This window comes from Paracoccus halophilus (genome assembly GCF_000763905.1).
In the GTDB taxonomy this organism is placed as follows: Bacteria; Pseudomonadota; Alphaproteobacteria; order Rhodobacterales; family Rhodobacteraceae; genus Paracoccus; species Paracoccus halophilus.
In genome coordinates, this window is sequence record NZ_JRKN01000010.1 from 1 (window position 1) to 26,242 (window position 26,242).

General features: G+C 68.1%; 26 protein-coding genes. 10 read left to right on the plus strand and 16 right to left on the minus strand.

Annotated features, from left to right (window positions below; all coding sequences use genetic code 11):
* Positions 1-50: 50 nt before the first annotated feature.
* A complete protein-coding gene (locus tag IT41_RS09120) occupies positions 51-764 on the plus strand; it encodes an EI24 domain-containing protein (RefSeq protein ID WP_036740498.1) in 714 nt (237 codons plus the stop codon).
* Here the strand turns inward: IT41_RS09120 and IT41_RS09125 are convergent.
* Positions 718-990, minus strand: coding sequence for a DUF1467 family protein (locus tag IT41_RS09125; protein ID WP_036740501.1), 273 nt, complete (start codon positions 988-990; stop codon positions 718-720). The two genes, IT41_RS09120 and IT41_RS09125, sit on opposite strands and share 47 nt — an antisense overlap.
* Positions 990-1,394, minus strand: coding sequence for a methylmalonyl-CoA epimerase (mce, locus tag IT41_RS09130; RefSeq protein WP_036740706.1), 405 nt, complete (start codon positions 1,392-1,394; stop codon positions 990-992). Before mce ends, IT41_RS09125 begins: the two co-directional genes overlap by 1 nt.
* Before the next feature lie 139 nt (positions 1,395-1,533).
* On the opposite strand from mce, the gene IT41_RS09135 reads away from it, so the two are divergent.
* Positions 1,534-2,262 carry a response regulator gene (locus tag IT41_RS09135; protein ID WP_036740708.1) on the plus strand — a complete coding sequence of 243 codons (729 nt, stop codon included), beginning with the start codon at positions 1,534-1,536 and terminating at the stop codon, positions 2,260-2,262.
* On the opposite strand, the gene IT41_RS09140 is transcribed toward IT41_RS09135, so the two are convergent.
* From IT41_RS09140 to IT41_RS09165, 6 genes are all read right to left on the minus strand, one after another.
* Positions 2,259-2,948: a GNAT family N-acetyltransferase gene (locus tag IT41_RS09140; RefSeq protein WP_036740504.1), complete on the minus strand. Its 690-nt coding sequence runs from the start codon at positions 2,946-2,948 to the stop codon at positions 2,259-2,261. The two genes, IT41_RS09135 and IT41_RS09140, sit on opposite strands and share 4 nt — an antisense overlap.
* Positions 2,949-2,968: 20 nt before the next feature.
* A complete protein-coding gene (locus tag IT41_RS09145; protein ID WP_036740507.1) occupies positions 2,969-4,150 on the minus strand; it encodes a DUF1501 domain-containing protein in 1,182 nt (393 codons plus the stop codon).
* A gap of 9 nt (positions 4,151-4,159) precedes the next feature.
* Positions 4,160-5,527, minus strand: a complete 1,368-nt coding sequence (locus IT41_RS09150) for a DUF1800 domain-containing protein (protein WP_036740512.1) — start codon at positions 5,525-5,527, stop codon at positions 4,160-4,162.
* Between the two features lie 134 nt (positions 5,528-5,661).
* Positions 5,662-7,437: an aspartate--tRNA ligase gene (gene aspS, locus IT41_RS09155; RefSeq protein ID WP_036740514.1), complete on the minus strand. Its 1,776-nt coding sequence runs from the start codon at positions 7,435-7,437 to the stop codon at positions 5,662-5,664.
* 60 nt (positions 7,438-7,497) lie between these two features.
* Positions 7,498-8,154 carry a CPBP family glutamic-type intramembrane protease gene (locus tag IT41_RS09160; protein WP_036740516.1) on the minus strand — a complete coding sequence of 219 codons (657 nt, stop codon included), beginning with the start codon at positions 8,152-8,154 and terminating at the stop codon, positions 7,498-7,500.
* Positions 8,130-8,915, minus strand: coding sequence for a glycoside hydrolase family 25 protein (locus IT41_RS09165; RefSeq protein WP_074948069.1), 786 nt, complete (start codon positions 8,913-8,915; stop codon positions 8,130-8,132). Before IT41_RS09165 ends, IT41_RS09160 begins: the two co-directional genes overlap by 25 nt.
* Before the next feature lie 135 nt (positions 8,916-9,050).
* Between IT41_RS09165 and IT41_RS09170 the strand changes: the two genes are divergently transcribed.
* A complete protein-coding gene (locus IT41_RS09170; RefSeq protein ID WP_036740520.1) occupies positions 9,051-9,551 on the plus strand; it encodes a GNAT family N-acetyltransferase in 501 nt (166 codons plus the stop codon).
* A 10-nt stretch (positions 9,552-9,561) separates the two neighbouring features.
* On the opposite strand, the gene IT41_RS09175 is transcribed toward IT41_RS09170, so the two are convergent.
* Positions 9,562-10,158 carry a LysE family translocator gene (locus IT41_RS09175; protein WP_036740523.1) on the minus strand — a complete coding sequence of 199 codons (597 nt, stop codon included), beginning with the start codon at positions 10,156-10,158 and terminating at the stop codon, positions 9,562-9,564.
* 94 nt (positions 10,159-10,252) lie between these two features.
* Positions 10,253-11,632, minus strand: a complete 1,380-nt coding sequence (locus tag IT41_RS09180) for an FAD-binding oxidoreductase (protein WP_036740526.1) — start codon at positions 11,630-11,632, stop codon at positions 10,253-10,255.
* A gap of 116 nt (positions 11,633-11,748) precedes the next feature.
* Between IT41_RS09180 and IT41_RS09185 the strand changes: the two genes are divergently transcribed.
* Positions 11,749-13,479 carry a chloride channel protein gene (locus tag IT41_RS09185; RefSeq protein ID WP_036740529.1) on the plus strand — a complete coding sequence of 577 codons (1,731 nt, stop codon included), beginning with the start codon at positions 11,749-11,751 and terminating at the stop codon, positions 13,477-13,479.
* A gap of 57 nt (positions 13,480-13,536) precedes the next feature.
* Here the strand turns inward: IT41_RS09185 and IT41_RS09190 are convergent, their stop codons facing one another.
* Positions 13,537-14,505: a DUF808 domain-containing protein gene (locus IT41_RS09190; protein ID WP_036740532.1), complete on the minus strand. Its 969-nt coding sequence runs from the start codon at positions 14,503-14,505 to the stop codon at positions 13,537-13,539.
* 135 nt (positions 14,506-14,640) lie between these two features.
* Here IT41_RS09190 and cobS point away from each other — a divergent pair, with 135 nt between their 5' ends.
* From cobS to IT41_RS09220, 6 genes are all read left to right on the plus strand, one after another.
* Positions 14,641-15,612: a cobaltochelatase subunit CobS gene (gene cobS, locus IT41_RS09195; protein ID WP_036740535.1), complete on the plus strand. Its 972-nt coding sequence runs from the start codon at positions 14,641-14,643 to the stop codon at positions 15,610-15,612.
* Positions 15,609-15,980: a hypothetical protein gene (locus tag IT41_RS09200; protein WP_139221640.1), complete on the plus strand. Its 372-nt coding sequence runs from the start codon at positions 15,609-15,611 to the stop codon at positions 15,978-15,980. The genes cobS and IT41_RS09200 overlap by 4 nt, the downstream gene beginning before the upstream one ends.
* Before the next feature lie 14 nt (positions 15,981-15,994).
* The gene (gene cobT / locus IT41_RS09205; protein ID WP_036740542.1) at positions 15,995-17,854 is read left to right on the plus strand and encodes a cobaltochelatase subunit CobT; all 1,860 of its coding nucleotides are present in this window, start codon (positions 15,995-15,997) and stop codon (positions 17,852-17,854) included.
* Between the two features lie 99 nt (positions 17,855-17,953).
* On the plus strand, positions 17,954-19,216 hold the full coding sequence (gene epsE, locus IT41_RS09210; RefSeq protein WP_036740544.1) for an exopolysaccharide biosynthesis GT4 family glycosyltransferase EpsE: 1,263 nt from the start codon (positions 17,954-17,956) through the stop codon (positions 19,214-19,216).
* A gap of 37 nt (positions 19,217-19,253) precedes the next feature.
* On the plus strand, positions 19,254-21,071 hold the full coding sequence (locus IT41_RS09215; protein ID WP_036740545.1) for an aminopeptidase P family protein: 1,818 nt from the start codon (positions 19,254-19,256) through the stop codon (positions 21,069-21,071).
* A gap of 99 nt (positions 21,072-21,170) precedes the next feature.
* Complete coding sequence (locus IT41_RS09220) at positions 21,171-21,845, plus strand: DUF1045 domain-containing protein (RefSeq protein ID WP_036740548.1); 675 nt, start codon at positions 21,171-21,173, stop codon at positions 21,843-21,845.
* On the opposite strand, the gene IT41_RS09225 is transcribed toward IT41_RS09220, so the two are convergent.
* From IT41_RS09225 to proC, 5 genes are all read right to left on the minus strand, one after another.
* Positions 21,842-22,798, minus strand: coding sequence for a magnesium transporter CorA family protein (locus tag IT41_RS09225; RefSeq protein WP_036740551.1), 957 nt, complete (start codon positions 22,796-22,798; stop codon positions 21,842-21,844). The two genes, IT41_RS09220 and IT41_RS09225, sit on opposite strands and share 4 nt — an antisense overlap.
* Positions 22,799-22,885: 87 nt before the next feature.
* Positions 22,886-24,112 (minus strand): glycerate kinase type-2 family protein, encoded by a 1,227-nt coding sequence (locus IT41_RS09230; protein ID WP_036740553.1) that lies wholly within the window; start codon positions 24,110-24,112, stop codon positions 22,886-22,888.
* A complete protein-coding gene (locus IT41_RS09235; protein ID WP_036740555.1) occupies positions 24,112-25,062 on the minus strand; it encodes a 2-hydroxyacid dehydrogenase in 951 nt (316 codons plus the stop codon). The genes IT41_RS09230 and IT41_RS09235 overlap by 1 nt, the downstream gene beginning before the upstream one ends.
* Positions 25,062-25,403 (minus strand): tRNA-binding protein, encoded by a 342-nt coding sequence (locus IT41_RS09240; RefSeq protein ID WP_036740558.1) that lies wholly within the window; start codon positions 25,401-25,403, stop codon positions 25,062-25,064. Before IT41_RS09240 ends, IT41_RS09235 begins: the two co-directional genes overlap by 1 nt.
* Entirely contained in the window at positions 25,400-26,206 is an 807-nt protein-coding gene (gene proC / locus IT41_RS09245) for a pyrroline-5-carboxylate reductase (protein WP_036740560.1), read from the minus strand. Before proC ends, IT41_RS09240 begins: the two co-directional genes overlap by 4 nt.
* Positions 26,207-26,242: the final 36 nt, after the last annotated feature.

Consider the following 26,242-nt stretch of genomic DNA (forward strand, 5'->3'; position numbering starts at 1 on the left):
CCCCCTGACCGCCCCCGCCCAGATATCGCCGCCAAGACGACCTTTCTGGCATGATCCCCCGGGCGCTGTTTCTGGCTTGGGGGGATCTGCTGCGGCCCCGGATATTTGGCGTCATCGCGCTTGGCATCGGGCTGACATTGCTGCTGTTCGCGGCGCTGCAGGCGGGTGCCTTCTGGACCATCCGCCTCGCCGCGCCCGAAACGCTGACCCTGCCATGGATCGGGACCGTGACGATCGCCCCTGCCCTGTCATGGGGGTCCTTGGTGCTGTTTCCGCTGATGAGCATCTTTCTCATGGTGCCGGTCGCCGCCGGCTTTGCCGGGCTGTTCGCCGAGCGCGTCGCCGATGCCGTCGAGCAGATCCACTATCCCGAGGCGCGCGGCCTGCCGGTCGCCTTCTGGGACGGCCTGTGGGAATCGCTTGCCGTCATGGGCGCGGTGATTGCCGTCACCCTGATCACGCTGATCCTGACGCCGTTTCTGGGGCCGCTGGCATCGGTTCTGTATTTCGCCGGCAATGGCTGGCTGCTGGGGCGGGAGTTCTTTCAGATGGCGGCGCGGCGCCATCTGCACGAGCCGCAGGCAACCGAACTGCGCCGACGGCTCTCGACGCCGGTCACGCTGCTGGGCATCGCGATCGCGATCCTGCTGACGGTGCCGGTGCTGAACCTGATCGGGCCGGTAATGGCGGCGGCGGGGTTCACCCACCTGTTCCATCTCAGCCGGCGTCGGGCACCCACCAGCCTTCGACATCCGCCCGCGTGAAGAACCCGCCCAGAATGATATAGGCCAGCACGGCCCAGATGATCGTGGCGATGATCGTGGCCCAGATCGCCTTTTTCTTCAGCTTGGGCTCATGCGGCGCGCCGGCCGGCGTGCCGGGCACGATCTGGCCGACATCGGCCTGGCTCTGCTGGCCAAAGGGCAGCAGCACGAACAGCACCAGAACCCAGACCACGGCATAAAGGACGACACCTCCGGTCAGACTCATCAGACTTGCTCCAGTTCGATCAGGGTGCCGTTGAAATCCTTGGGATGCAGGAACAGGACCGGCTTGCCATGGGCGCCGATCCTGGGCTCGCCATCGCCCAGCACGCGGGCCCCCTGCGCCCCGAGCCGGTCACGCGCGGCGTTGATGTCATCGACCTCGTAACAGATGTGATGGATCCCGCCCGAGGGATTCCGGTCCAGAAAGCCGCGGATCGGACTGTTCTCGCCCAGCGGATAAAGCAGCTCGATCTTGGTATTCGGCAGCTCGATAAAGACGACGGTCACACCGTGCTCGGGCTCGTCCTGCGGCGCGCCGACCCGGGCGCCCAGGACATCGGCATATTGCGCTGCCGCGGCCTGCAGATCCGGCACGGCGATGGCGACATGGTTCAATCGTCCGATCATGCGATCCTCCGTCATCTGAGGTCCTTCTAGGACCTTGGGGCGGCAGGGGAAAGGAAAAGAAACCGTGATTAACCGCTTATTAGCCAAATCGCGCGAATCTGCATGGAGACAGCGATTCTCAGGTTAGGACTAAGCGATGATGGAACAGGAAAGGATCGGGGCGGAGACATGTCCCACCTGGCAGGTCACCCTGCCCAACCGACCGCTGGCCGGGCTGACCGTGCTGGTGGTCGAGGATTCGCGCGTCGCCTCCGAGGCGGTGCGGCTGCTATGCCTGCGATCCGGCGCGCGCATCCGGCGGGCCGACTGCATCCGCTCGGCCCTGCGGCACCTGCAGACCTATCGCCCGGGCGCGGTGATCATCGATATGGGCCTGCCCGATGGCGATGGCGCCGACATGATCGCGACCATCGCCAGAAGCGAGCCGCGCGTGCCTGTGATTCTGGGCATCTCGGGCGATCCCGGCAATCGCGACGCGGCGATGAAGGCCGGCGCCGACGGGTTTCTGGCCAAGCCGATCGAAAGCCTCGCCGTGTTTCAGGAGGCGATCCTTGCCGCCCTGCCGGCGGATGCCCGGCCCAAATGGCCGCGCATCCTGCCCGATGAGGTGATCGCGGCGGATCAGGGCGCGCTGCGCGACGATCTTGCCCATGTGGCCGAGGTGCTGTCGCTGGCCGACGATACCGCCGCCATCGACTATATCGTGCGCTTTCTGGCCGGGGTCGCGCGCTCGGCACATGACCGCCCGCTTGAGGATGCAGCGACGGCGCTCGCCCGCGACCATGCCGAGGGAAGGGCGCTTGCCACCGATCTGGCGCGGATCAGCGGGCTGGTGCAGGACCGTCTGGCCACCGTGCGCATGTCCTAAGCCTCGCGCGCGGTCAGTTCCCCCAGGCTTTGGCGTTGGCACCCCCGGGCATCGAAATTGCCGGGCGCAAGCCAGAGCGCGTGCGCCCGCGCCAGCGACGGCCATTCGCTGTCGATGATCGAGAACCAGGCCGTATCGCGATTGCGGCCCTTGACGATCAGGTGCTGGCGGAACACGCCCTCATGGGTAAAGCCGTAGCGCCGCGCGGCCCGGCGGGACGGCTCGTTCAGCGCGTCGCATTTCCACTCGACGCGACGATAGCCGGCGGCAAAGGCCCAGCCGATCATCAGCGATATCGCCTCGGTCGCGGCGGTGCTTCGCTGCATGAAGGGGGCGATCCCGATATGGCCGATCTCGATCACGCCATGGCCCCGCTCGATCCGAAGATAGGCGCCAAGCCCGCCAATGCCGCCGGTCTCCCTGTCGCGGAAGGCATAGAAGAAAGGATCGGACAGGCCGGCCATGGAAGCCTGCCAATCGCGATAGGCCCGCAGATCGGCAAACGGGCCATAGGGCAGATAGTCCCAGACCCGGTCCTGCCCGGCATTGGCCGCGAACAGATCATCGGCATGGCGCGCGGGATCAAGCCGCTCAAGCGTCACATGTCGCCCCTCGATCAGGGCGGGTCCCGGCGCGGGCGGCGGGGCGAAGCCCGGCACGGCGGCGCCCAGAAGGCGTTGGGTCATGGGGTTCTGTCCTGCACTGGTCAGGCAAGTATCCCCGGATCTTCTCCAAGCTCAAGGCCGGGAAAGACCGCACGCTCCAGCCGGTCGCGTTCGATCCCGAACAAGCCCTGCATGGCCCAGCCCGCATAGGCGCGGATGTCGCGGGTGGGCATCAGGTCGCGGCCGGCGTAAAGCTGCCCCTCACCCAGGCCCGGCCATTCGCCATAGGCCCGCCCGCCCCGGATGGCGCCGCCCGCCATGATCAACGCCCCGCCGGTGCCATGATCGGTCCCGCCCGAGCCGTTCTCGCGCACGGTGCGACCGAATTCCGTCATCGCCAGGACGGTGGTCCGGCCCCAGTTCGCGCCGAGCCCGTCGCGCAGGGCCAGAATGGCCGCCGCCAGCCGGTCCAGCGCCCGGCCCAGAACCACCTCCTGATTGGCATGCGTGTCCCAGCCGGCGATGGAAAAGGCCGCGATCCGGCTTTCGCCGTTCAGCCGGCTGGCGGTGAACGCCCCCAGCGCGGTGGCGTCGGCGGTCGGCCCTTGCGTGCGCGTCATATCCATGGACTCGGCGCCGATCTGGATCGCGTCGCGGGCCGCATCGCGAAACAGCGGGTCGGCCTGATAGACATGCTCCAGCAGAAGCTGCGCCTGCGCCGAAAGATCCAGGCTGGCCCGCGGCGCCCAGCTGAGATGCGCGGCTTCGCCGCTGAGGATCTTCATCTGCTCGACCCCCACGGAATAGGCCGTCTCGGCGGTGGCGCCCGGCGTGGCGAGCAGCAGCCGGTTCAGCCAGCCGCCGACGCGGCGATCCACCGGCAGGTCGTTTCCGGTTCCCGCCTCGAGCACGTCCTGGCCGTCGAAATGGCTGCGCTTGTCGCGATAGGGCGTCGAAACGGCGTGGGCGAAAGCCAGCTCTCCGTTTTTCCAAAGGGGCATCAGCGGGGCCAGACCGGGATGCAGCGCGTAGAACCCGTCCAGATCCAGCGCGCCGCGATCGGGGCCGGTGGCAAGCTTGCGCCGCAACTGGCGCAGCGCCGGATCGCCATAGGGCTGGATCACGTCCAGCCCGTCCATCGCGCCGCGCAGGATGATCACCACCAGCCGGTTGTCGCCCGGCAGCGCGGCAAATGTCATCGAGCTCATCAGCGGATGCGCCGCGGCGGAACAGCCGATCAGCGCGGTGCCTTTCAGAAACAGTCGGCGGTCCGGGTTCAGCATGCGTCCCTCCTATCGCCGGTTGAAATCACTGGAGGCCAGGATCAGCGCGACCCCCTCGGCCCGGCTTTCGGCCTTGGGCACCGCCCAGGCCAGTTCCGGCGACTGGCCGCCGCGAAATGTGGTCTCAAGCAGTTCGCGCGGATCGGGCAATTCGTCCAGCATCTGGCGCGGCATCCGCAGCGACCAGTTGATCCGCGCCGCCAGTTGCTGCGGCGCGATCCAGGCCGACGCCTCTTCCGGCCATCCGTCGGGGCCTTTCTGCCGCCCCCAGGGCTGGCCCATGCTGTTCATCGCATTGAACAGCCAGCGCGCATTCTGCGGATGCTCCAGCGCCGCGATCTTCTGGCCGGTCACGCCCAGGGCGCGAAACCCGGCGGCCAGCAGGTCGAAAGGCTGGCGGATCTTCTGGCCCATCGTCTGCGCCAGCGCCGGATGGCCGACCATGACACGATAGACCCGCGCCAGATCGCCGCCCGTCTCGCGCCAGGTCTGCACCATGTCGCGCACCAGTGGCTCGGGCGGGGTGTCGGAAAAGAAATGCACCGCCAGCTTCTTCGAGACATATTGCGCGGTCTCGGGCCGGCGGGCGATGTCGGTCAGCGCCGCGCGGATATCCGCCATATCGGCGCGCCCGCCACCATAGCTTTCGCCCAGCACCGTCTCGGCGCCCGGCTCGGCCATCTGCGGTTGAAAGACCACGCCCTTGGCAGGCGTATAAGTCATGCCGGTCAGCAGTTCGGCCAGTTCGCGGACATCCTTCTGGCTATAGGGTGCGCCGACGCCCATCGAATGCAGTTCCAGCGCCTCGCGCGCGAGGTTCTCGTTCAGGCCGAAGCCCCGCTCCTTGCGCTTTTGCGCAAAGGGCGAATTCGGGCCGCGACTGGCGGTCTGGTCCAGATAAAGCATCATCATCGGATGGGTTTCGGCCGCGACATACATGTCCTCGAACCGGCCGGTCAGATGCGGGCGAATCGCCTCGTCGGCAAAGGCCATGGCCAGCGGGTTCTGTCCCGCCCCCATCGGCCTGATGGTGAAGTGATCGGACCAGAACTGTACCAGCCTTTCGCCGAAGCCGACCGGGTCGTCGACCGCGCGCACCATCCGGCGCTGCAGGTCGATCACCGTCAGGCGCGACAGGCTGCGGGCAAAGGTCCGGTATTCATCGACCGCCTTCTTGTCGCCCTGTTTGCGTGCCTTGCTGAGTTCGCCCAGCCGCAGATGGAATTCCCGGGCTTCGTCCGTCGTCACGGCATCCGCGCCCGGCGCGGCGCGGGCCACCCCCGCCAGAACGGCGTCGGCATCTTGCGGCGGCGGCATCAGCGGCGACAGGCCATAGCCCAGCCGGATCGCCGCGAGTTCGGGAAACCCAAGGGACATCGGGACACCTTTCGCGACCGGGATGCAGTGACATCCCGCCTGCCGTTATCGCACGAAGCGGCACCAAGGTCAGATCACGCTTTCTTCAACCCGGCACGAAAGCCGGCCCCGGCGGGGCCGCGCCATCCGGCTGCCTATTCCCGGGGCAGCACCCGCAGCCGCAATTCGCGCAGCTGTTCGTTGGTGGGTTCGCTGGGGGCGCCCATCATCAGGTCCTCGGCGCGCTGGTTCATCGGGAACATGATGACTTCGCGGATGTTCTGTTCGTCGGCCAGCAGCATCACGATCCGGTCGATCCCCGCCGCGCAACCGCCATGCGGCGGCGCGCCATAGCGGAACGCCTTGACCATGCCGCCGAAACGGCTTTCGACCTCGGATTCGGGATAGCCGGCCAGTCCAAAGGCCTTGAACATGATTTCCGGCTTGTGGTTGCGGATCGCGCCCGAGACCAGCTCATAGCCGTTGCAGGCCAGATCGTACTGATAGCCCTTGACCGCCAGCGGATCGCCCTCAAGCGCCGCCATCCCGCCCTGCGGCATGGAAAACGGGTTGTGGCTGAAGTCGATCCGGCCGTCCTCGGTCTTTTCATACATCGGGAAATCGACGATCCAGGCGAATTTGAACTGGTTTTCATCGGTCAGGCCAAGCTCGCGACCGATCTCGTTGCGGGCGCGGCCGGCGACAGCCTCGAAGGTTTCGGGCTTGCCGCCAAGGAAGAAGGCCGCGTCGCCTTCGGCCAGCCCAAGCTGCTGGCGGATCGCCTCGGTCCGTTCGGGGCCGATGTTTTTCGCAATCGGGCCGGCGGCTTCGGTCTGGCCGTCATCGCCCTTGCGCCAGAAGATATACCCCATCCCCGGCAGCCCCTGCTGTTGCGCGAATGCATTCATCCGGTCTGCAAATTTGCGGCTGCCGCCCTTGGGCGCGGGAATGGCGCGGACCTCGGTCCCCTCCTGCTCCAGCAGCTTGGCAAAGATGGCAAAGCCCGAGCCGCGGAAATGGTCGGAAACCACCTGCATCTCGATCGGGTTGCGCAGGTCGGGCTTGTCGCTGCCATATTTCAGCATCGCCTCGGCATAGGGGATGCGCGGCCAGTCGGGATCGACCTTGCGGTCGCCGCCGAACTCCTCGAACAGGCCCTGAATGACCGGCTGGATGGCGCGGAACACGTCCTCCTGCTCGACAAAGGACATTTCCATGTCGAGCTGGTAGAAATCGGTCGGGCTGCGGTCGGCGCGCGGGTCCTCGTCGCGGAAACAGGGGGCGATCTGGAAATACTTGTCGAAGCCCGCGACCATGATCAGCTGCTTGAACTGCTGCGGCGCCTGCGGCAGCGCGTAGAACCGGCCCGGATGCAGGCGCGAGGGCACCAGAAAGTCGCGCGCCCCCTCGGGGCTGGAGGCGGTGATGATCGGGGTCTGGAACTCGGTGAAACCGGCATCCCACATCGCATCGCGGATCCATTTGATCACGCGGGCGCGCAGCATGATGTTGTTGTGCAGCGACTCGCGGCGCAGGTCCAGGAAACGGTAGGCGAGCCGGGTTTCCTCGGGGTAGTCCTGATCGCCGAAGACCGGCAGCGGCAGGTCGTCCGAGGCGCCCAGCACCGCCATGTCGGTGGCATAGACCTCGATCTCGCCGGTGGGCAGTCTGGGGTTGACCAGATCGGGGTCGCGCAGCTTGACCCGGCCGTCGATGCGGATCACGGTTTCCGCGCGCAGCTTTTCCATCGCGGCGAATGCCGGGCTGTCGCTGTCGGCGATGACCTGGGTGATGCCGTAATGGTCGCGCAGGTCGATGAACAGCACGCCGCCATGGTCGCGGACCCGGTGGACCCAGCCGGACAGGCGGATTTCGGCTCCGGCGGCTTTTGCAGTCAGCTCGCCACAGGTATGGCTGCGATAGGCGCTCATCGTTTTTCCCCTTGCGTATCGGCCCCGCATCAACCGCGCCGCGCCGGGGAAGTCAAGCAATCAGAAAGGCCGCACCACCGCGCCGGACCAGAAATAGGCCCCCATTCCGACGGTAAACAGCGCATTGCCGGCGATCGCATGCAGGAGCCAGGCCGTCGGAAAGCCCCGGACCAGATAGGCGCGGGCGAATATCCAGCCGCCGATAAAGGTCATCACCGCGACGACGATGGACCAGTACATCAGATGCGCGAATGAAAACACCGTCGCATTGACCAGAACCGCCGTCGCGCGGTCGGGAAACAGGCTGCCGAAGCGGTGAAAGAACAGCGGCCGGAAGATCAGCTCCTGCGGCAGCGCCGAAAGCAGCGGGTAAAGCAGCCAGATCAGTCCCAGCAGGCGCAGCCGCTCGGGCGTGAGCAGGCGGATATAGTCGGGCCGGGTGACCTGGATGATGATCCAGCCCGACACGCCCACGAAAAGGCCGAACAGCAGCACCTGCCAGATCGGCACCCGGCGAAAGCCGCGGACCAGGCCGCGCCAGTCGAAGCCGCCCGTGCGCCACAAGAGCGCCAGCCCGGCGATGCTGAACACGGCCAGCGCCTCGAACAGCAGCCGGCCGGGCATGAACAGCGCGATGCCCAGCGGCGCCCCGATATAGAGCGCCGAGAACTCGGCCCAAAGCAGGCCGCGATTTACTGCATGCGCGTGCTCAGCCATTGTCGCCACTGTGCCGCAGAACCGGCAAATACGTTGATATCGACATTGCCCCGAATCCCCGGAACCAGACCCGTGCCGGTATATTGCCAGAAACTGTAGCGCTGGCCCGGATAGGTGATGCGCGGATGACCCGCGACGGAACGCAGCCAGAACTCCTCGGGCCAGCTGCGGATATTGTTGTCACGATAGAAATCGACCGTGGTATAGATGATCGGGCGCTGGCCGTAATAGCGGTGCAGGATATCCTTGAATATCCTCGCCTCACGCAGGACCTCGCTGCTGGGCGGCCGGCGCGGACAGGTCCGCGAGACGGTCCATTCCAGATCCAGCACCGGCGGCAGCGCGCCGCGTTCGCGCGGCACGTTCCTGATGAACCATTCCGCCTGTTCCCGGCCCGAGCGGCAGAAATAGAAATAGTGATAGGCGCCGCGCGGGATGCGCGCGCGGGCGGTCTCGGCCCAGTAGCGGCGGAAGTTCGGATCGGCGTAATCGCCGCCCTCGGTCGCCTTGATATAGACAAAGCTCACCCCCGAGCCGCGCACCCGGTTCCAGTCGATATCGCCCTGATAGCGCGAGATATCCAGACCCTGGACCGGGTGGTCATAGGGGTGGCCGCCGACCCATTCATGGGGCGCGCTGTCGCCGAATTGCGGGCCCGAGCCCTGCCCCACGGTCACACCGGGGCCACGCGGCGCCCCACCTCCGCAAGCCGCCAGAACGGCCAGCGACAGCACCGCGAAAATCCTAACTGCGAGTCTCATCAACACCCTCTGCCCGAGGCGCCTTTCACCGGCGCTTTTGCCTCTTATGACAAAGCAGGGATGCAAAGTCACTGTGGCGTGACAATCACGAATTTGTCAGGATCGCAGTCGGATTCGAACTGCCCGGAACAGGTCATGGACAGACTGCACACGCCGCGCGTCGCGCTGCGCCCCTTTGCCCCCTCGGATTCGGCCGAGGCCTTCGCCTGCATCAACGAAAGGCTCGCGCGTTACACCGCCTGGGACCCGCCGCACAGCCGCGACGCCTTTCGCCGGGTATGGGAGGAATGGCTGATCGCCCAACGCGCCGGAACCGACCTGCATTTCGTCGCGCGCCTGGCCGGGACCGGGGAATTCCTTGGCCTGCTGGGGCTGCACCGGCTGGCGGGCCGCAGGCCCGAGATCGGCATCTGGATCAGGACCGAGGCGCAGGGCCAGGGCTATGGCCTCGAGATGGTCTCGACGCTGGTCCGCCGCGCCAGCGCCCGCTATGCGCCGTTCCATTTCCGCTATCCGGTCGCGCTGGCGAACCGGCCCAGCCGGCGCATCGCGGAACGGCTGGGCGGCACCATCATCGGCCGCTATTGCACGCCCAAGATCGACGGCGTGATCTACGCCATTCCGCCGATGACCTGAGACGGCGCGATCATGCGGCAAGCATCCAGAACGCGACCGCCGCCAGCATCGCACCAAGGACCGTGTTCAGCCTGCGCGCGGCAATGTCCTGCCGGAACCCGGCCGCCAGCCGATCCCCGAGCAGCGTCCACAGGACGAATGCCAGCATGTTGTTCAGTGTGAAGACCGTGGCGATCCAGACCACCGGCCCGGTCGCAGCAGCGTCGCCGCCGCCCAGGAATTGCGTGAACATCAGCGCGATGATGACATAGGCCTTGGGGTTAAGGACCAGCAGCAGGGCGCCATCGGCGAAACCGGCCGGGCGGGCTGCTGCCGCCCCCTGCAGGGCGCCCGCCCGCAGGAATCGCCAGGCAAGCAAGAGCACATAGGCCGAGCCGAGCCATTTCAGCAGGCCAAGCAACATCCCCGCCTGCGCGGCAAGCGCCGAAAACCCAAGGCCAAGCGCGCAGGTCACGATCCATGTCGCCAGATGATAGCCGATATTCGCCGGCACCGTCGCGCGAAAGCCGAAGCGGGCGCCATTCGCGGCAAAGAACAGATTGCCCGGGCCGGGGCTATAGGCCAGCGGGAACAGGAAGGCGATCAGCGCAAGGGTCGGTTCGGTCATGTGGTCCTCGGAACGGTTCGGGCGCAATCTCGCCCGCCCGCCCCGTTCCGGCGATCCGTTTCCTGCGCCCGAATTGCCGCTCCGCCGCCGCGCCTCAGTTCACATCCGGGACCAGCTTGCCCGGATTCATGATGCCTTGCGGGTCCAGCGCCGCCTTGATCGCGGCCATGACGCGCACCGCCTCGCCATGCTGGGCGCGCATCAGCGGGCGCTTGCCGATGCCCACGCCATGTTCGCCGGTGATCGTGCCGCCGACGGCCAGCGCGCGCTCGGCCATGCGGGTGGCGACCCGCTTGGCGGCGGCCAGTTCCTGCTCATCGCCGGGCATGACCAGCAGTTGCGAATGGAAATTGCCGTCCCCGACATGGCCGACCATCGGCCCGATCAGCCCGGCCTCGCGGATATCCTGCGCGGCGGCGGCCACGGCGGCGGGCAGATGCGACATCGGCACGCAAACGTCGGTCACCACCGCCGTCGCGCCGGGACGCAGCGCCAGACAGGCGCGATAGGCGCCGTGGCGCATCTTCCACAGCGCGGCGCGATCCTCGGGCGTGGTGGCCCAGTCGAAGCCGGTGCCGCCGAAATCCCGCGCCAGTTCGCCGAAACGCTGCGCGTCCTCCTTGACCGTGGCGGGAGAGCCGTGGAACTCGACCATCAGATGCGGGCCCTCGTGCAGATTCGTGCCGGCATATCGGTTGAAGGCGCGCGCGGCATCGGCATCGACGAATTCGATCCGCGCCATGGGAATGCCCGACTGGATGGTGGCCGTCACGCATTCCACCGCCTGATCCAGCGTCGGAAAGCCGCAGACGGCCGAGGCGACCTCTTCGGGCTGGCCATGCAGGCGCAGGGTCAGCTCGGTGATGATCCCCAGCGTGCCCTCGGAGCCGACGAAAAGCCCGGTCAGATCATAGCCGGCGCTGGATTTCGCGGCCCGCGTGCCGGTGCGGATGATGCTGCCATCGGCCAGCACCACCTCCAGCGCCAGGACATTGTCGCGCATCGTGCCGTAACGCACGGCGGTCGTCCCGCTGGCGCGCGTCGCCGCCATGCCGCCCAGGCTGGCATTGGCGCCCGGATCGACCGGGAAGAACAGGCCGGTGGCGCGCAGTTCCGTGTTCAGCGCCTCGCGCGTGCAGCCGGGCTGGAGGCTGACCTGCATGTCCTCGGCCCGGATCTCCAGCACGCGGTCCATTTTCGTGAGATCGATCACCAGCCCGCCCTGCGTGGCCAGCGCATGCCCCTCAAGCGAGGTGCCGGTGCCCCAGCCGATCACCGGCACGCGATGTTCGTGGCAGATCGCGACGATCCCGGCGACCTCTTCGGTCGAGACGGGCCAGGCGACGGCATCGGGGGGCGGCGCGCGGTGAAAGGTCTCGGACTGGCCGTGCAATTCGCGATCGGCGGCGCTGGTCGAGAAACGCGCGCCCAGCAATGCGGCCAGGGAATCGGCGGCAGGCGCGGGAATCGGCATGGGAATCTCCTTGGTGGCTGGGGAATCTGATAGTCCCGCAGCGGCAGGTTGGGCAAGCACAGGTGCTGGACGCGCGGCCCGCATTGTGATTCGCTGGCGGCATCAGGGGGGACGGCATGACGCGGCGCGAGCATGGCAGGGCGAAAGGCTGGGGGCGGCAGGGCTGGCGGCATCTGCGCGCCCATGTCGCACGGGGCTGGACGGTGCTGATCACCCGCGGCCCCAGCAAGATCCAGTTCTGGCTGATCGCGCTGATGATCGGCATCGGCGCGGGGCTGGCGGCGCTGGCCTTCCGGCTGGGCATCGGCGCGCTGCAGCGCAGGGTCTACGGCACCGACGACCTGAGCATGGCCTCGGTCGCGGGGACGCTGCCCTGGTGGTGGGTGCTGCTGGTGCCGATCATGGGCGGCTTTGCCGTGGGCCAGATCCTTGACCGCTTTACCCCGGATGCCCGCGCGCGCGCCGTGGCCGACGTGATCGAGGGCGCCGCGCTCGAGGGCGGCCGGGTCGAGCGGCGCGAGGGCTGGGCCTCGGCCGCCGCCTCGATCATCACGCTGGGCACCGGCGGCTCGTCGGGGCGCGAGGGGCCGGTCGTGCATCTGGCGGCCGTCATCTCGACCTATGTGGCCGAGCGGATCAAGGCCAGCCCGATGACCGGGCGCGACCTGCTGGGCTGCGCCGTCGCGGGCGCCGTCGCGGCCAGTTTCAACGCCCCCATCGCCGGCGCGCTTTTCGCCCATGAGGTGGTGCTGCGCCATTTCTCGCAGCAGGCCTTTGCGCCGATCGCCATCTCGGCCGTGGCGGGTACGGTGATCAACCGGCTGCGTTTCGGCGGCGTGACGGAATTCGAGCTGGGACAGGTGGGCGAACTGGGTTTCTATGTCGAGCTGCCCGCCTTCATGCTGCTGGGGCTGGTCTGCGCACTGGTCGCGGCCGCGATGATGGCGGCGATTTTCCGCGCCGAGGCGGTGGGCGACCGCATCATGGCAAAAACCGGCTGGCCGCGCTGGCTGCGCCCGACCATCGCCGGCGCGATGCTGGGGCTGATCGCGATTCCCTTTCCCCAGATCATCGGTGTCGGCTACGAGACCACCTCGGACGCGCTGACCGGCGGGCTGGGGCTGGGCACGGCGCTGATCGTCGCGCTGGCCAAGGCGCTGGCCGTGGCGATCACCTTTGGCGGCCGCATGGGCGGCGGCGTGTTCTCGCCGGCGCTGGTCATGGGCGCGCTGACCGGGCTGGTCTTCGGCATCATCGCCACCAGGCTGATGCCCGGCCTTTCCGGCAGCCATACCATTTACGCGCTGGCCGGCATGGGCGCGGTGGGCGCGGCGGTGCTGGGCGCGCCGATCTCGACCGCGATGATCATATTCGAGATGACCGGCGACTGGCAGACGGGGATCGCGGTGATGACCACGATTTCGCTGTCATCGGCGCTGGCCTCGCGGCTGGTGCATCGCTCGTTCTTCCTGACCCAGATCCGGCGGCGCGGCATCCATATCGCCGAGGGGCCGCAGGTCTGGCTGCCGCAGAAGATGCGGATCACGGCGGTGATGCGGCCGGCGGCGGCAAAGAACGCACCGTCGCCCGACCTGCTGCGCAATCTGGTCGCGGCCGGGCAATGGATCGAGGACGGCGCGACGCTGGACCGGGCGCTGCGCCGCTTTGACCGGGACGGCGACGCCTTTCTGGCCGTGATCCGCCCGGCCCCGGCGCAAAAGGGCGCCGATCCCGGCGCCGGGGGCACCGCGCCCGAGCCCGAGATCATCGGCGCGCTCTATCACGTCGATGCCCTGCGCGCGCTCAATACCGCCCTGTCCGAGGCCGCCGCCGAAGAGCACAGCTGACGCGCCCGACGCCACCCCGGCACACGGGCGTGGCTTGTCACGAGCGGCCGCGCCCTATCAGGCCCCGGCCCCCAGCATCCCGCGAACCGCGCCGATCAGCGGCGTCACCACATATTGGGCGACCGGGATCAGGATCAGCCCGATCACCAGTCCGAACACCCCGTCGAAAAAGGCGGTGACCATCCAGGCGGCGAAACCCGGCGCGGCGGGCAGCGCGACCGCCGCCGCGGCGGACATGCCCTTGATCCAGGCATAGGGCTGGTGCTGGCCCAGTTCATAAAGACCATGCGCGATGATCTGCCCGCCGACCCAGATCATCGCGGCGGTACCGACCACGGTCAGCACCTTCATGAAACCGGGCATGACATGGACGATGCCGCGCCCCAGCCCGGCCAGCGCGCCACCGCGCTCGGCCATGGACAGACCCAGATCGTCCGCCTTGACGATCAGCGCCACGAAACCATAGACGGCGACGGTGATCCCGACCGCGACCACGGCAAGGATGAGCGCCTTGCTCCAGATCGTGTCGTCAAAGGGGATGGTCGACAGCGCGATGGTCATGATCTCGGCCGAGAGGATGAAATCGGTCTTGATCGCGCCCTTGACGCGCTCTTCCTCAAGGCCTGCGCCGCCTTCGGGCGTGGCGACCAGATGCGGCTCGTTGACATGGCGATGGGCGATCGCGTGCCACAGCTTCTCGGCCCCCTCGAAACACAGATAGGCGCCGCCCAGCATCAGCAGCGGCGCGATGGCCCAGGGCGCAAAGGCCGACAGCAGCAGTGCGATGGGCAGCAGGATCACCAGCTTGTTGAACAGCGAGCCGCGCGCGATCTTCATCACGATCGGCACCTCGCGCGCGGCGGAAAAGCCGTGCACGTATTTCGGCGTCACCGCCGCGTCGTCGATCACCGCGCCCGCCGCCTTGGCGCCCGCCTTGGCCGCCTGCCCGGCCACGTCATCGACCGAGGCCGCCGCGATCTTGGCGATCCCCGCCACGTCGTCCAGCAGCGCCAGCAATCCGCTCATCCTGTCATCCCCTGCGGTTTCCGATGCCTTGGTTGCCTCAATTTCCAGGTCCGGGCAAGTGTTCCCGGCCCCGCGCGCTTGCACCGGACAGCGGAATCATTCATCAAGCACAGAATAATCGAAAGGGCCGCCGCCATGCTGGATCAGAATGCGAAACCGACCGAGGAAATAGACCTGCGCGAGGTCTTTGGCCTGGACAGCGACATGAAGGTCAAGGGTTTCGCCGATCGCAGCGAGCGCGTGCCCGATATCGACTCGACCTACAAGTTCGACCCCGACACCACGCTGGCGATCCTTGCGGGCTTTGCCTATAACCGCCGGGTGATGATCCAGGGCTATCACGGCACCGGCAAATCCACCCATATCGAACAGATCGCCGCGCGGCTGAACTGGCCCTGCGTGCGGGTGAACCTGGACAGCCATGTCAGCCGGATCGACCTGATCGGCAAGGACGCGATCAAGCTGGTCGAGGGCAAGCAGGTCACGGTGTTTCACGAAGGCATCCTGCCCTGGGCGCTGCGCAACCCCACGGCCATCGTCTTTGACGAATACGATGCCGGCCGCGCCGATGTGATGTTCGTGATCCAGCGTGTGCTGGAGGCGGATGGCAAGCTGACGCTTCTGGACCAGAACGAGGTGATCACCCCGAACCCGTTCTTCCGGCTTTTCGCGACCTCGAACACGGTGGGTCTGGGCGACACGACCGGGCTTTACCACGGCACGCAGCAGATCAACCAGGGCCAGATGGACCGCTGGTCGCTGGTCGCCACGCTGAACTACCTGTCCCATGACGCCGAGACGAATATCGTGCTGGCCAAGAACCCGACCTACAACACCGAAAAGGGCCGCAAGACGATCGGCCAGATGGTGACGCTGGCCGATCTGACGCGCACCGCCTTCATGCAGGGCGACCTGTCCACGGTCATGTCGCCGCGCACGGTGATTTCCTGGGCCCAGAACGCGCGCATCTTCGGCAGCCTGGGCTATGCCTTCCGCCTGACCTTCCTGAACAAATGCGACGAGCTTGAGCGCCAGACCGTGGCCGAGTTCTATCAGCGCCTGTTCGACGAGGAACTGCCCGAAAGCGCGGCGGTCATGGCGGGGTGATGCGCATTATTGCTCTCTTCGGCTTGCTGCTTTGCCCGACGGTGACGCATGCGGCGGAAGATGTCGCCGCGGCGGAATGTGGGGCGCTATATCGCGGCCACGACCTTTACGAGCGCGCGCATTTCAGCCCTGAAGATGTCAGCGATGGCTGGTCTGTCATGTCAAATGATTTCGTCGCGGCCGCAACACGGCTTGGCGCGGACCAGAAAACGATTTCCGATGCCTTGGCGCGCGCTCCACGATGGGCAGAGGCAATCAATGCCCATATCCTCGGCTCAGATGCCAAGCTGAGTGCCGCATTCGAAGCGCAAGAACAGGTCTGCGCCAACCTGATCCAGCGCCTGCCCGAAATGACGCCTCATCGCTGATAGCGGATCATGCCATGAAAAAATCCGACAACCCCGCCGATCCGTTCAAGAAGGCCCTGACCGAGGCCACCCGCGCCCTTTCCGAGGATCATGAGCTGAACGTGACCTTCTCTGCCGATCCCTCGGGCGTCTCGGGCGACACCATGCGCCTGCCGCAGGTCAGCCGCCGCATGACCCGCGACGAGGTGCTGATGGCGCGCGGCACGGCGGATGCGCTGGCGATGAAGCTGCGCCATCACGACCCGGCGACGCATGCGAAATACACCCCTGCCGGCCCCATGGCCCGCGAACTCTACGAGGCGATGGAGACCGCACGCTGCGAGGCGCTTGGCGCCCGCGACATGCCCGGCGCGCTGTCGAATATCGACGCGAAACTGGGGCAGGAGGCCGACCGCAAGGGCTATGCCCAGATCAAATCTCCGGCCGAGGCGCCGCTGGCGGTCGCCGCCGGCTATCTGCTGCGGCAGCAGGCCTCGGGCCGGGCGCTGCCGGCGGCCGCGCAGCATGTCGCCGACCTCTGGCGCCCCTTCGTCGAGGAACAGGCCGGCAGCGAGTTGGAACGCGTCCATGAGGTGCTGGACGATCAGGCCGCCTTCGCGCGGCTGGCGCGCAAGATGATCTCGGATCTCGGCTATGGCGACCAGCTGGGCGAGGATCCCGACGAGCCGCAGGACGAGGCCGAGGAGAACGCCGAGCAGGAGGAAGAGGCCGGCGACAACCAGTCCCGCGATCAGGATCAGGACGAGGACGCCGAGGCCAGCCCCGAACGCAGCCAGGACCAGACGCAGGAGGAACGTCAGGCCCAGGTCAGCATGGACGACCAGTCCGACGAGGAACTGGCCGACGAGGCCGAGATGACCGAGGCGGACAGCCCGCCCGACATCCCCCCTCCGGTCAGTGAGGCCAGCCCCGATTACAAGGTCTATACCCAGCAGTTCGACGAGGAGATCCGGGCCGAGGATCTGGCCGATCTGGCGGAACTGGAACGCCTGCGGGCCTATCTGGACAAGCAGCTTGAGCCCCTGCGCGGCGCAGTGAGCCGGCTGGCCAACAAGCTGCAGCGCCGCCTTCAGGCGCAGCAGAACCGCAGCTGGGAATTCGACAAGGAAGAGGGCGTGCTGGATGCCGGCCGTCTGGCCCGCGTGGTCGCGAACCCCACGACGCCGCTAAGCTTCAAGGTCGAAAAGGACACCGAATTCCGCGACACGGTGGTGACGCTTCTGCTGGACAATTCCGGCTCGATGCGCGGCCGGCCGATCTCGATTGCCGCGATCTGCGCCGATGTGCTGGCGCGCACGCTGGAACGGTCGCAGGTCAAGGTGGAAATCCTGGGCTTCACCACCCGCGCCTGGAAGGGCGGACAAAGCCGCGAGAAATGGCTGGCCGACGGACGCCCCGGCGCGCCCGGCCGGCTGAACGACCTGCGCCACATCATCTACAAGGGCGCCGATGCGCCCTGGCGCCGCGTGCGCCCCAATCTGGGCCTGATGATGAAAGAGGGGCTCCTGAAGGAAAACATTGACGGCGAGGCGCTGGAATGGGCGCATCGCCGCCTGGCGCGGCGCCCCGAGGCGCGGCGCATCCTGATGGTCATCTCGGACGGTGCGCCGGTCGATGATTCCTCGCTCTCGGTGAACCCGGCGAATTTTCTGGAAAAGCACCTGCGCGACGTCATCGCCATGATCGAAAGGCGCAGGCAGGTCGAGTTGCTGGCCATCGGCATCGGCCATGATGTGACCCGCTATTACCAGCGCGCAGTGACGATCACCGATGCCGAACAGCTGGCCGGCGCGATCACCGAGCAACTGGCCGCGCTGTTCGAGGCCGATCCGCGCAAGCGTGCCCGCGCGATGCATATGCGCCCGGCCGGCTGAGCTTTCCTCGCGCGTCGCTTGATTTCCGCCCCCGCTCCATGCGACCACTGCCTGCGCGAACCGGGGCTGCGGACGCCTCGTGACACCAGGGGGATCAACGTGCTGCGTATCGGTTTCTTCATCCCGGAATTCCCCGGCCAGACCCATATCTTCCTGTGGCGCGAACGGCAGGCGCTGGCCGAACTGGGGATCGAGGCGGATCTGATCTCGACCCGCCTGCCGCCGCGCGCGATCGCATCCCATAGCTGGGCGGCCGAGGCGCAGGCCCGGACCCGTTACCTGACGCCGCTGCGCGGCGAGGGGCTGGGGATCGTCGCGGAATTCCTGCGCTCGGGCCCGCGAGGCTGGGCGCGCGGGCTGGGCGCGGCCTTCACCGCCGAGACCGCAGGCGGGGCGCGCGGCCGGGCGCGGATGCTGGGCCTTCTGGCCATGGGCGCGCGGCTCAAGCGCATCGCGCGCGAAAACGGCTGGTCACATATCCATGTCCATTCCTGCGCCGACAGCGCCAATATCGCCATGTTCGCCGAACGGCTTGGAGGACCCGGCTACAGCCTGACGCTGCACGGCCCGACGCTTGAGGGTTATGGCCCGAACCAGCCGCAGAAATGGCGCCATGCGCGCTTTGCCACCATCATTTCCCGCCTTCTGGCCGGGGTCGTGGAACGCGAGCTGGCGGGCTCCAGGCCCGATATCATCAATATCGCGCCCATGGGCGTGGATCTGGACCAGATCAGGCGCAGCGCGCCCTGGCAGCCGCCCGCCCCCAATGAGCCGCTGCGCATCTTTTCCTGCGGCCGGCTGAACGCGGTCAAGGGCCATGACCATCTGCTGGAGACCCTGCGCCTGCTGCGCGATCAGGGCATCGAGGCGCGGCTTGAAATCGCCGGCGAGGACGAGCAGGGCGGCACAGGCTATCGCAAGTATCTGGAGGGGCTGATCGCGGAAAAGGACCTGACGGATGCCGTCACCCTGCTGGGCGCGGTAAGCGAGGCCCGCGTCCGCGAGGGGCTGGAAAACGCCCATGTCTTCGCGCTGGCCAGCCTGAACGAAGGCATTGCCGTCGCGATCATGGAGGCGATGGCGATGGAGATGCCGGTCGTGGTCACCGATGTCGGCGGCAATCACGAGTTGATCACCTCGGGCCGCGACGCGATCCTCGTGCCGCCCGAGCAGCCCGAGGCGATGGCGCGCGAAATCGCCGGCCTTGTCGCGGACCCGGATTACGCGCGGCGTCTGGCCCAGGCCTCGCGGGCGCGGGTCGCGGCCGATTTCCACCACCGCCGCAGCGCCGAGGCGGTGGCCGACGGGCTTGCCCGCAGCCTGCCCGAGGCGGCGCGCGCCCTTGGTCGCGCCCCGGCCTGACCCATCCCGGCCCCAGACAGCCAAGGCAGGAACGATCATGTACCAGGACTATGCCAGCCATTCCGACCCCGCACGCCATCCGCCCCGGCTGGCGGAACTGCGCCGCGAACTTGCCGCGCGCGATCTGGACGGCTTTCTTGTGCCGCGCGCCGACGCCCATCAGGGCGAATATGTGGCCGCCCGCGACGCCCGGCTGGCCTGGCTGACCGGATTTACCGGCAGCGCCGGTTTCTGCATCGTGACCCCCGACCGGGCCGGCATCTTTGTCGATGGACGCTATCGCGTACAGGTGAAATCCGAGGTGGATATGGCGCATTTCACGCCCGTCCCCTGGCCCGAGACCAAACCCGCCGACTGGCTCAGCGAAGCCATGCCCGAGGGCGGCCGCATCGGCTATGATCCCTGGCTGCACACGCGCCGCGAGATCGCCCAGATGGACAAGGCGCTGGCCGGCTCGGGCATCGCGCTGCTCGCGGTCGATCAGAACCCGGTGGATGCGATCTGGCCCGACCAGCCCGCGCCGCCCGCGGGCCGGGTCCGGCTCTGGCCCGATGACATCGCCGGCGAAACCGCCAAGGCCAAGCGCACGCGCATCGCCGATGCGCTGCGCGAGGCGGGACACAGCGCCGCCGTGCTGACCCTGCCCGATTCGCTGTCCTGGCTGCTCAATATCCGCGGCGCCGACATCCCCCGCAACCCGGTCGTGCAGGGCTTCGCGATCATCGAGGCGAACGGCCATGTCGCGGTTTTCGCCTACCCCGAGAAATTCCCCGCCGAGATCCGCGCCGCGCTTGGCAACGAGGTGCAGATCCTCGCGCCGCATGCGCTGACGCCGGCGCTGACCAACCTTTCGGGTCCGGTCCGCGTCGATCCCGCCACCGCGCCCGATCAGGTCTTTTCTCTGATCGAGAGCATGGGCACCGAGATCGCCGAGGCGCAGGACCCGGCGATCATGCCCAAGGCCTGCAAGAACCCGGCCGAACTCGCCGGCATGCGCGCCGCCCATCTGCAGGACGGCGCGGCGGTCGCGGAACTGCTGTGCTGGCTGGACGGTCGTGTCGAAAGCCTGACCGATACGCCGCTGACCGAAATTGCGGTGGCGAAGAAGCTTGAGGAGTTTCGCCGCGCGCGCGGCATCCTCGACATCAGCTTCGAGACCATTCTGGGCTCGGGGCCGCATGGCGCGGTGGTCCATTACCGCGTGACCGAGGCGACCGACCGGCGGATTCTGCCGGGCGACATCGTGCTGATCGATTCCGGCGGCCAATATGACAATGGCACCACCGACATCACCCGCACCCTGCCGATGGGAGATTTCGATCCATCGGTGCGCCGGCCCTATACCCGCGTCCTGCAGGGCATGATCGCGCTGTCGCAGGCGCGCTTCCCGCGCGGTGTCGCCGGCGCGCATCTGGATGCGCTGGCGCGCGCGCCGCTATGGTCCGAGGGCATGGATTACGATCACGGCACCGGCCATGGCGTCGGTGCCGGGCTGTCGGTGCATGAGGGGCCGGTGCGGATCTCGCGGATTTCGGAAATTCCGCTGCAACCGGGAATGATCCTCTCGAACGAGCCGGGATATTACCGCGAGGGGGCATTCGGCATCCGGATCGAGAACCTGATCGCGGTCCACGAGGTGGCAAGCCCGGACGGCCGCGACATGCTGGGTTTCGAGACGCTGACCCTGGCCCCGATCGACCGGCGGCTGATCGAGCCGGGGCTGATGTCGCGGCAGGAAATCGCCTGGCTCGACGCCTATCACGGGCGGGTCTGGGACGGGATCTCGCCGCTGCTCGATGCCGGAACGCGGGACTGGCTGTATCTGGCCACCCGCCCGCTGGCCGGTTCGATATAGGCGCCGACCGGCGGGAAATCCGATTGTCGCGCCGCCTTCGGCTCTGGTATCGAGCGGGCGCGGCCTGCGGACCGGCACCGCTTTCCATCAGGGGGTCATATGCAATTCCACCGCTATGCCATCTATCACCTGCCCGAGGGGGCGCTGGCCGATTTCGGCGCCGCCTGGCTGGGCTGGGACGCGCGGACCGGCCGTCATGTCGCGCGCCCCGAGGGATTGCCCGGAAATGCCGAGGCGCTGACCCGGGCGCCGCGCCGCTATGGCTTTCACGCGACGCTCAAGGCGCCGTTCCGGCTGGCCGCGGGGCGTGATCCGGCCGAACTGGCGCGGACCCTGCGCATGCTGTGCGACCGGCTTTCCCCCTGCGAACTGCAGCTTGAGCCGCGCGACGATCACGGATTTCTGGCCCTGCGCCCGCAGCGCCAGCCGCCGGAACTGCTGGCGCTGGAATCCTCGCTGGTGACCCGGCTCGACGAGTTCCGCGCACCGCTGACGCCGCAGGAATACGACCGCCGGAACCCCGATCTGCTGCCCGCCCGGGCCCGCATGCATCTGGATCACTGGGGCTATCCCTTCGTGCTGGACCTCTTCGGCTATCACCTGACGCTGAGCGGCGCCCTGCCCCCGGCCGAATGCGCGCTGTTGCACGAGGCCCTGTCGCCGCATCTGACGCCGCTGATCGCGGCACCGATACCGCTGCGCTCGGTCGCGCTGATGGGCGAGGACGGCGATGGCTTCTTTCACCTGATCGAGGACGTGCCCCTGCGCGGCTAAAGCCAGTTGCGCCATTTCAGGAACAGATAGGTCACCACCGCCGAGCCCAGCATCACCACCATCGAGACCGGGAACCCCCACAGCATTTCAAGGCCGGGCATATGCTCGAAGTTCATGCCGTAGATGCTGGCGATCAGCATCGGCGGCACGAACAGCGCCGCGACCACCGACAGGATGCGGATCCGGTCGTTCTGCAACAGGCCGATCATGCCCATGGTCGCATCCACCGTCATGGCGATGCGCGAGCCCAGGAAATCCGCATGCACCTCCAGCGCCTGAATGTCGCGCTGGATCGCCTTTTGCACCGGCCGCGTGCTGTCGGCGCGATGCGGCGTGTTGGTCGCCGTGTGATAGGCCAGGATACGCTCGACCGAAAGCAGCCCCATGCGCACCCGGCTCATCAGTTCGGACTGCTGGCCCAGCGTCACCAGCGCCTGCTGCAGCGCGCCCGCGTCACCGGCCGCGTTGAGCGTCAGCACCCGCGGCGCGGTTTCGTCCAGCACCCGCGCCACCCCTTCCGAGATATCGGCAAGCCGGCCCACGATTTCCTCGAGCAGGCCGAGAAAGATCCGCTCGGGCGTGGCGCAGCCGCTGCTGGTGCGGTCGGCGCGTTGCGGAAACGTGTCAAAGGGGCGCGGCGCGTGATGGCGCAGGGTAATCAGCCGCTGCCCGTCCAGGATGAAGGTCACCGGCATGGCGGTGGCGGCACCGTCGGGCAGCGTTCCGGGCAGGACGCCGGTCATGTAGCTGGTGCCGTTTTCGGTATAGAGGCGGTTCGAGATCTCGATCTCTTCCATATCGGCCAGGGTCGGGATCTCGTAGCCCAGCGTGGCCACGGCCCGCACCTGCGAATCCAGCGGCCGGTAAAGGTCGATCCAGGCGGCATTGGCCAGATCCGCCCCTTCGGGCAGGGGCGCGAGTCCGCCGTTCTGATAGATATAGTTGTAAAGCATCCTGTTCCGCCTGCGCTTGCCCCCGGGCGTAACTGTGCCGGGGGATGGTGCCGGGTCAAGCCCCGCTGCTAAGCCGACCGCCCCGGATCAGGCGCGGATCAGCACCGCCAGATCGGCGACATTGGTGCCGGTGGCGCCGGTCAAGACCAGCGCGCCGCCGGCATCCAGCGCCGGGGTGGAATCATTCTGCGCCAGCGCCGCCGCCGGATCGATGCCGCCGGCGCGGATCGCGGCCATGGTGGCGGGGGTGACCAGCCCGCCCGCCGCCTCGCCCGGGCCGTCGCGCCCGTCGCTGCCGACCGAGGCAAAGGCCCAGTCGAAATCGACCGGCCGGGTTTCGGCCAGCGCGGCCAGCCGCAGCGCCAGTTCCTGGTTGCGCCCGCCCATGCCGTCGCCGGTCAGCTTGACCGTCGTCTCGCCGCCGAAAGCCAGCGCCTGACCGGGGGCAAGCCGCGGGGCCAGCGCCCAGATCGCCTGGGCGCAATCCTGCACATCGCCTTCCAGCGGGATCGGCCCGGCTTCGGCGCCGGCATCGACCATCGCCTGCACCGATATCCCATTCGAGCCGACAAGGATGTTGCGCGCCGGCGGCAGGGCGCGGCGATCCTCGGGCCGCATCAGCGCCGCGCGGGCGGGTTCGGGCATCGCCTCCCAGATGCCCAGCTCGCGCGCCAGATCGGCGGCCTGCGCGCGGCTGCCCACCGGCGCCACCGTCGGCCCCGAGGCGATCACCCGCAGATCGTCGCCCGGCACATCGGACAGGATCAGCGCCGTGACCGGCGCCTTCGAGATGCGCAGCCAGCCCCCGCCCTTGAGCCGCGACAGCCCCTGACGGATCAGGTTCACCTGCCCGATATCGGCGCCCGAGGCCAGCAGCAGCCGGTTCACCGCCTGCTTGTCGGCCAGCGTCATGCCTTCGGCCGGGGCGGGCAGCATGGCCGAGCCGCCACCCGAGATCAGCGCCAGCACCCGGTCGCGCGGCGTCCGCGCGGACAGCCGGGCGATCACCTCATCGGCGGCGGCCGCGCCCTCGGCATCGGGCTGCGGATGACCCGCGCGCATCACCCGCGCGCCCGACAGCGGCGCATCGTTGCCGGCATTGGTCACGACCAGCGCCTCCGCCCCCGGCAGCGCCTGCAGCGCCGCGCCGGCCATGGCGCGGGCGGCCTTGCCAAGCGCGATCACCTGCCAGCGCCCGCCCCGATCGGGCGGGTTTTCCAGCACCCGCGCCATGCCGCGCGCAACCGCCGCGCCGGGATCGGCCGCCTCGATCCCGGCGCGGATCAGCGCCATGGCGCGCCCGGCGAGCTGCATCAGTTCACCCGGTCCGGCAGCGGCCGGCCCTCGTCATGGGCGATCAGGTTGTTCATCGCGCGCATCGCCATGGCGGTACGCACCTCCTCGGCGGCGGTGCCCAGATGCGGCAGCAGGGTGACGTTCTCCATCGCCACCAGATCGGGCGAGACCTGCGGCTCGTGCTCATAGACATCCAGCCCGGCGCCGGCGATGCGGCCCCCGGCCAGCGCCTGGACCAGCGCCGCTTCCTGCACGATATCGCCGCGCGCGATATTGATCAGGAAGGATCGCGGCCCCAGCTTGTCCAGCTCGGCCGCGCCGATCATGTGGCGCGTGCCCGCCCCGCCCGGCACCGCGACCACGGCGAAATCCGATTGGGTCAGCAGCTCCTCGAGATCGGCGACCTGCCGGGCCGGAAAATCCAGCGCGGAGACCGTCGAGCGATTGTGAAACAGCACCCGCATGCCAAAGCCGAAATGGCAGCGCTGCGCGATGGCCTTGCCGATGCGGCCCATGCCGATGATGCCGACGGTGGCGCCGGTCACATGGCGGCCCAGCAATTGCGTCGGCTGCCAGCCGCGCCATTCGCCGCGGCGCAGCAGCCGCTCGCCCTCGCCGGCGCGGCGCGCGGTGGCAAGGATCAGGGTCAGCGCGATATCGGCGGTGGCCTCGGTCACGGCGTCGGGGGTATTGGTCACCGCGATCCCCGCACCGGCCGCGGCCGAGACGTCGATATGGTTGAAGCCCGCGCCGAAATTCGCCAGCAGCCTGCAGCGCGGATCGCCGCTGAACGCGCCGGCGGAAAAGCGATCCCCCAGCGTCGGCATGATCGCGTCATATTCGGCCATGGCCTGCGCCGCCTCGGCTTCGCTGAGCCCCTCTTCGCGGTCCAGGATCGTGGTCTCGAACCGCGCCGAAAGCGCGTGTTCCGCTGCCCGCGTCATGCGCCGCGTCACCAGCAGTTTCATCAATACATCCTCCCCCCGACGGGAACCTCGAGATCCGGGCCGATCAGCACGACCTGATTGTCCTTGTCCGGCAGGCCCAGCACAAGCACCTCGGACATGAATTTACCGATCTGGCGCGGCGGGAAATTCACCACCGCCAGCACCTGCCTGCCGATCAGGTCCTCGGGCGCGTAATGGCGCGTGATCTGGGCCGAGGATTTCCGCTCGCCCAGTTCCGGGCCGAAATCCAGATAGAGCTTGATCGCCGGCTTGCGCGCCTCGGGGAAGGGCTCGGCGCGCAGGATGCGGCCGACGCGGATATCGACGCGCGCGAAATCGTCATGGCTGATCGGGTCGCTCATTTGCCCAGTTCCCGCCCGCGCGCGGCCGCGGCGGCGATGGTGCGGCGCATCAGGGGCGGCAGGCCGTTCTCCGGATCCATCAGCAGCGCCAGCCCCGCCGCCGTGGTGCCGCCGGGCGAGGTGACATTCTCGCGCAGGGTCGCCGGATCCTCATCGGCATGGACGGCCAGCGCCCCCGCACCCGCGACGGTGGCGCGGGCGAGTTCCAGCGCCAGATCGGGCGCCAGCCCCTCGGCCGCGCCGGCGGCGGCCAGCGCCTCGATCATGTGAAAGACATAGGCGGGACCGGAGCCCGAAAGCGCCGTCACCGCGTCCATCTGATCCTCGGCCGGCAGACGGACCACGCGGCCGACGGCGGACATCAGCGCCCCGGCCAGCGCCAGCTCGGGCTCGGCGGCCCGGGCATTGCCGACGATGGCGGTGATCCCCTGCCCGATCGCGGCGGGCGTATTGGGCATGGCGCGCACGACCGGCGCCTGCGGAAACGCCTGTTCATAGGCGGCGATCGTCACCCCGGCCGCGACCGAGACGACCAGCGTGCGCGCCCCGACCCGCAGCGCGGGCAGCACATCGGCCATCATCTGCGGCTTGACGGCGATGACCAGCACGGCCGGATCGGCGGGCAGATCGCCATTCACCGAAATGCCCATCCCGGCCAGATCGCCACGCGGCTTGGGGTCCACGACATGCACCGCGCCGGGCCGCAGGCCGCGCTGCAGCCAGCCCTCCAGCAGCGCGCCGCCCATGCGGCCGCAGCCGATCAGCACCAGGCCGCGCCCGTTCAGTTCCGAAATATCCGTCATGCCCCGTCTTTCCCGTCTCGTGCCTCTCGCGGCCCC

Bases quoted from the DNA above. Each gene is read 5' to 3' on its own strand.
- IT41_RS09120 (WP_036740498.1), top strand. From the start codon at position 51: ATGATCCCCCGGGCGCTGTTTCTGGCTTGGGGGGATCTGCTGCGGCCC.
- IT41_RS09125 (WP_036740501.1), bottom strand. From the start codon at position 990: ATGAGTCTGACCGGAGGTGTCGTCCTTTATGCCGTGGTCTGGGTTCTG.
- mce (WP_036740706.1), bottom strand. From the start codon at position 1,394: ATGATCGGACGATTGAACCATGTCGCCATCGCCGTGCCGGATCTGCAG.
- IT41_RS09135 (WP_036740708.1), top strand. From the start codon at position 1,534: ATGGAACAGGAAAGGATCGGGGCGGAGACATGTCCCACCTGGCAGGTC.
- IT41_RS09140 (WP_036740504.1), bottom strand. From the start codon at position 2,948: ATGACCCAACGCCTTCTGGGCGCCGCCGTGCCGGGCTTCGCCCCGCCG.
- IT41_RS09145 (WP_036740507.1), bottom strand. From the start codon at position 4,150: ATGCTGAACCCGGACCGCCGACTGTTTCTGAAAGGCACCGCGCTGATC.
- IT41_RS09150 (WP_036740512.1), bottom strand. From the start codon at position 5,527: ATGTCCCTTGGGTTTCCCGAACTCGCGGCGATCCGGCTGGGCTATGGC.
- aspS (WP_036740514.1), bottom strand. From the start codon at position 7,437: ATGAGCGCCTATCGCAGCCATACCTGTGGCGAGCTGACTGCAAAAGCC.
- IT41_RS09160 (WP_036740516.1), bottom strand. From the start codon at position 8,154: ATGGCTGAGCACGCGCATGCAGTAAATCGCGGCCTGCTTTGGGCCGAG.
- IT41_RS09165 (WP_074948069.1), bottom strand. From the start codon at position 8,915: ATGAGACTCGCAGTTAGGATTTTCGCGGTGCTGTCGCTGGCCGTTCTG.
- IT41_RS09170 (WP_036740520.1), top strand. From the start codon at position 9,051: ATGGACAGACTGCACACGCCGCGCGTCGCGCTGCGCCCCTTTGCCCCC.
- IT41_RS09175 (WP_036740523.1), bottom strand. From the start codon at position 10,158: ATGACCGAACCGACCCTTGCGCTGATCGCCTTCCTGTTCCCGCTGGCC.
- IT41_RS09180 (WP_036740526.1), bottom strand. From the start codon at position 11,632: ATGCCGATTCCCGCGCCTGCCGCCGATTCCCTGGCCGCATTGCTGGGC.
- IT41_RS09185 (WP_036740529.1), top strand. From the start codon at position 11,749: ATGACGCGGCGCGAGCATGGCAGGGCGAAAGGCTGGGGGCGGCAGGGC.
- IT41_RS09190 (WP_036740532.1), bottom strand. From the start codon at position 14,505: ATGAGCGGATTGCTGGCGCTGCTGGACGACGTGGCGGGGATCGCCAAG.
- cobS (WP_036740535.1), top strand. From the start codon at position 14,641: ATGCTGGATCAGAATGCGAAACCGACCGAGGAAATAGACCTGCGCGAG.
- cobT (WP_036740542.1), top strand. From the start codon at position 15,995: ATGAAAAAATCCGACAACCCCGCCGATCCGTTCAAGAAGGCCCTGACC.
- IT41_RS09215 (WP_036740545.1), top strand. From the start codon at position 19,254: ATGTACCAGGACTATGCCAGCCATTCCGACCCCGCACGCCATCCGCCC.
- IT41_RS09220 (WP_036740548.1), top strand. From the start codon at position 21,171: ATGCAATTCCACCGCTATGCCATCTATCACCTGCCCGAGGGGGCGCTG.
- IT41_RS09225 (WP_036740551.1), bottom strand. From the start codon at position 22,798: ATGCTTTACAACTATATCTATCAGAACGGCGGACTCGCGCCCCTGCCC.
- IT41_RS09230 (WP_036740553.1), bottom strand. From the start codon at position 24,112: ATGCAGCTCGCCGGGCGCGCCATGGCGCTGATCCGCGCCGGGATCGAG.
- IT41_RS09235 (WP_036740555.1), bottom strand. From the start codon at position 25,062: ATGAAACTGCTGGTGACGCGGCGCATGACGCGGGCAGCGGAACACGCG.
- IT41_RS09240 (WP_036740558.1), bottom strand. From the start codon at position 25,403: ATGAGCGACCCGATCAGCCATGACGATTTCGCGCGCGTCGATATCCGC.
- proC (WP_036740560.1), bottom strand. From the start codon at position 26,206: ATGACGGATATTTCGGAACTGAACGGGCGCGGCCTGGTGCTGATCGGC.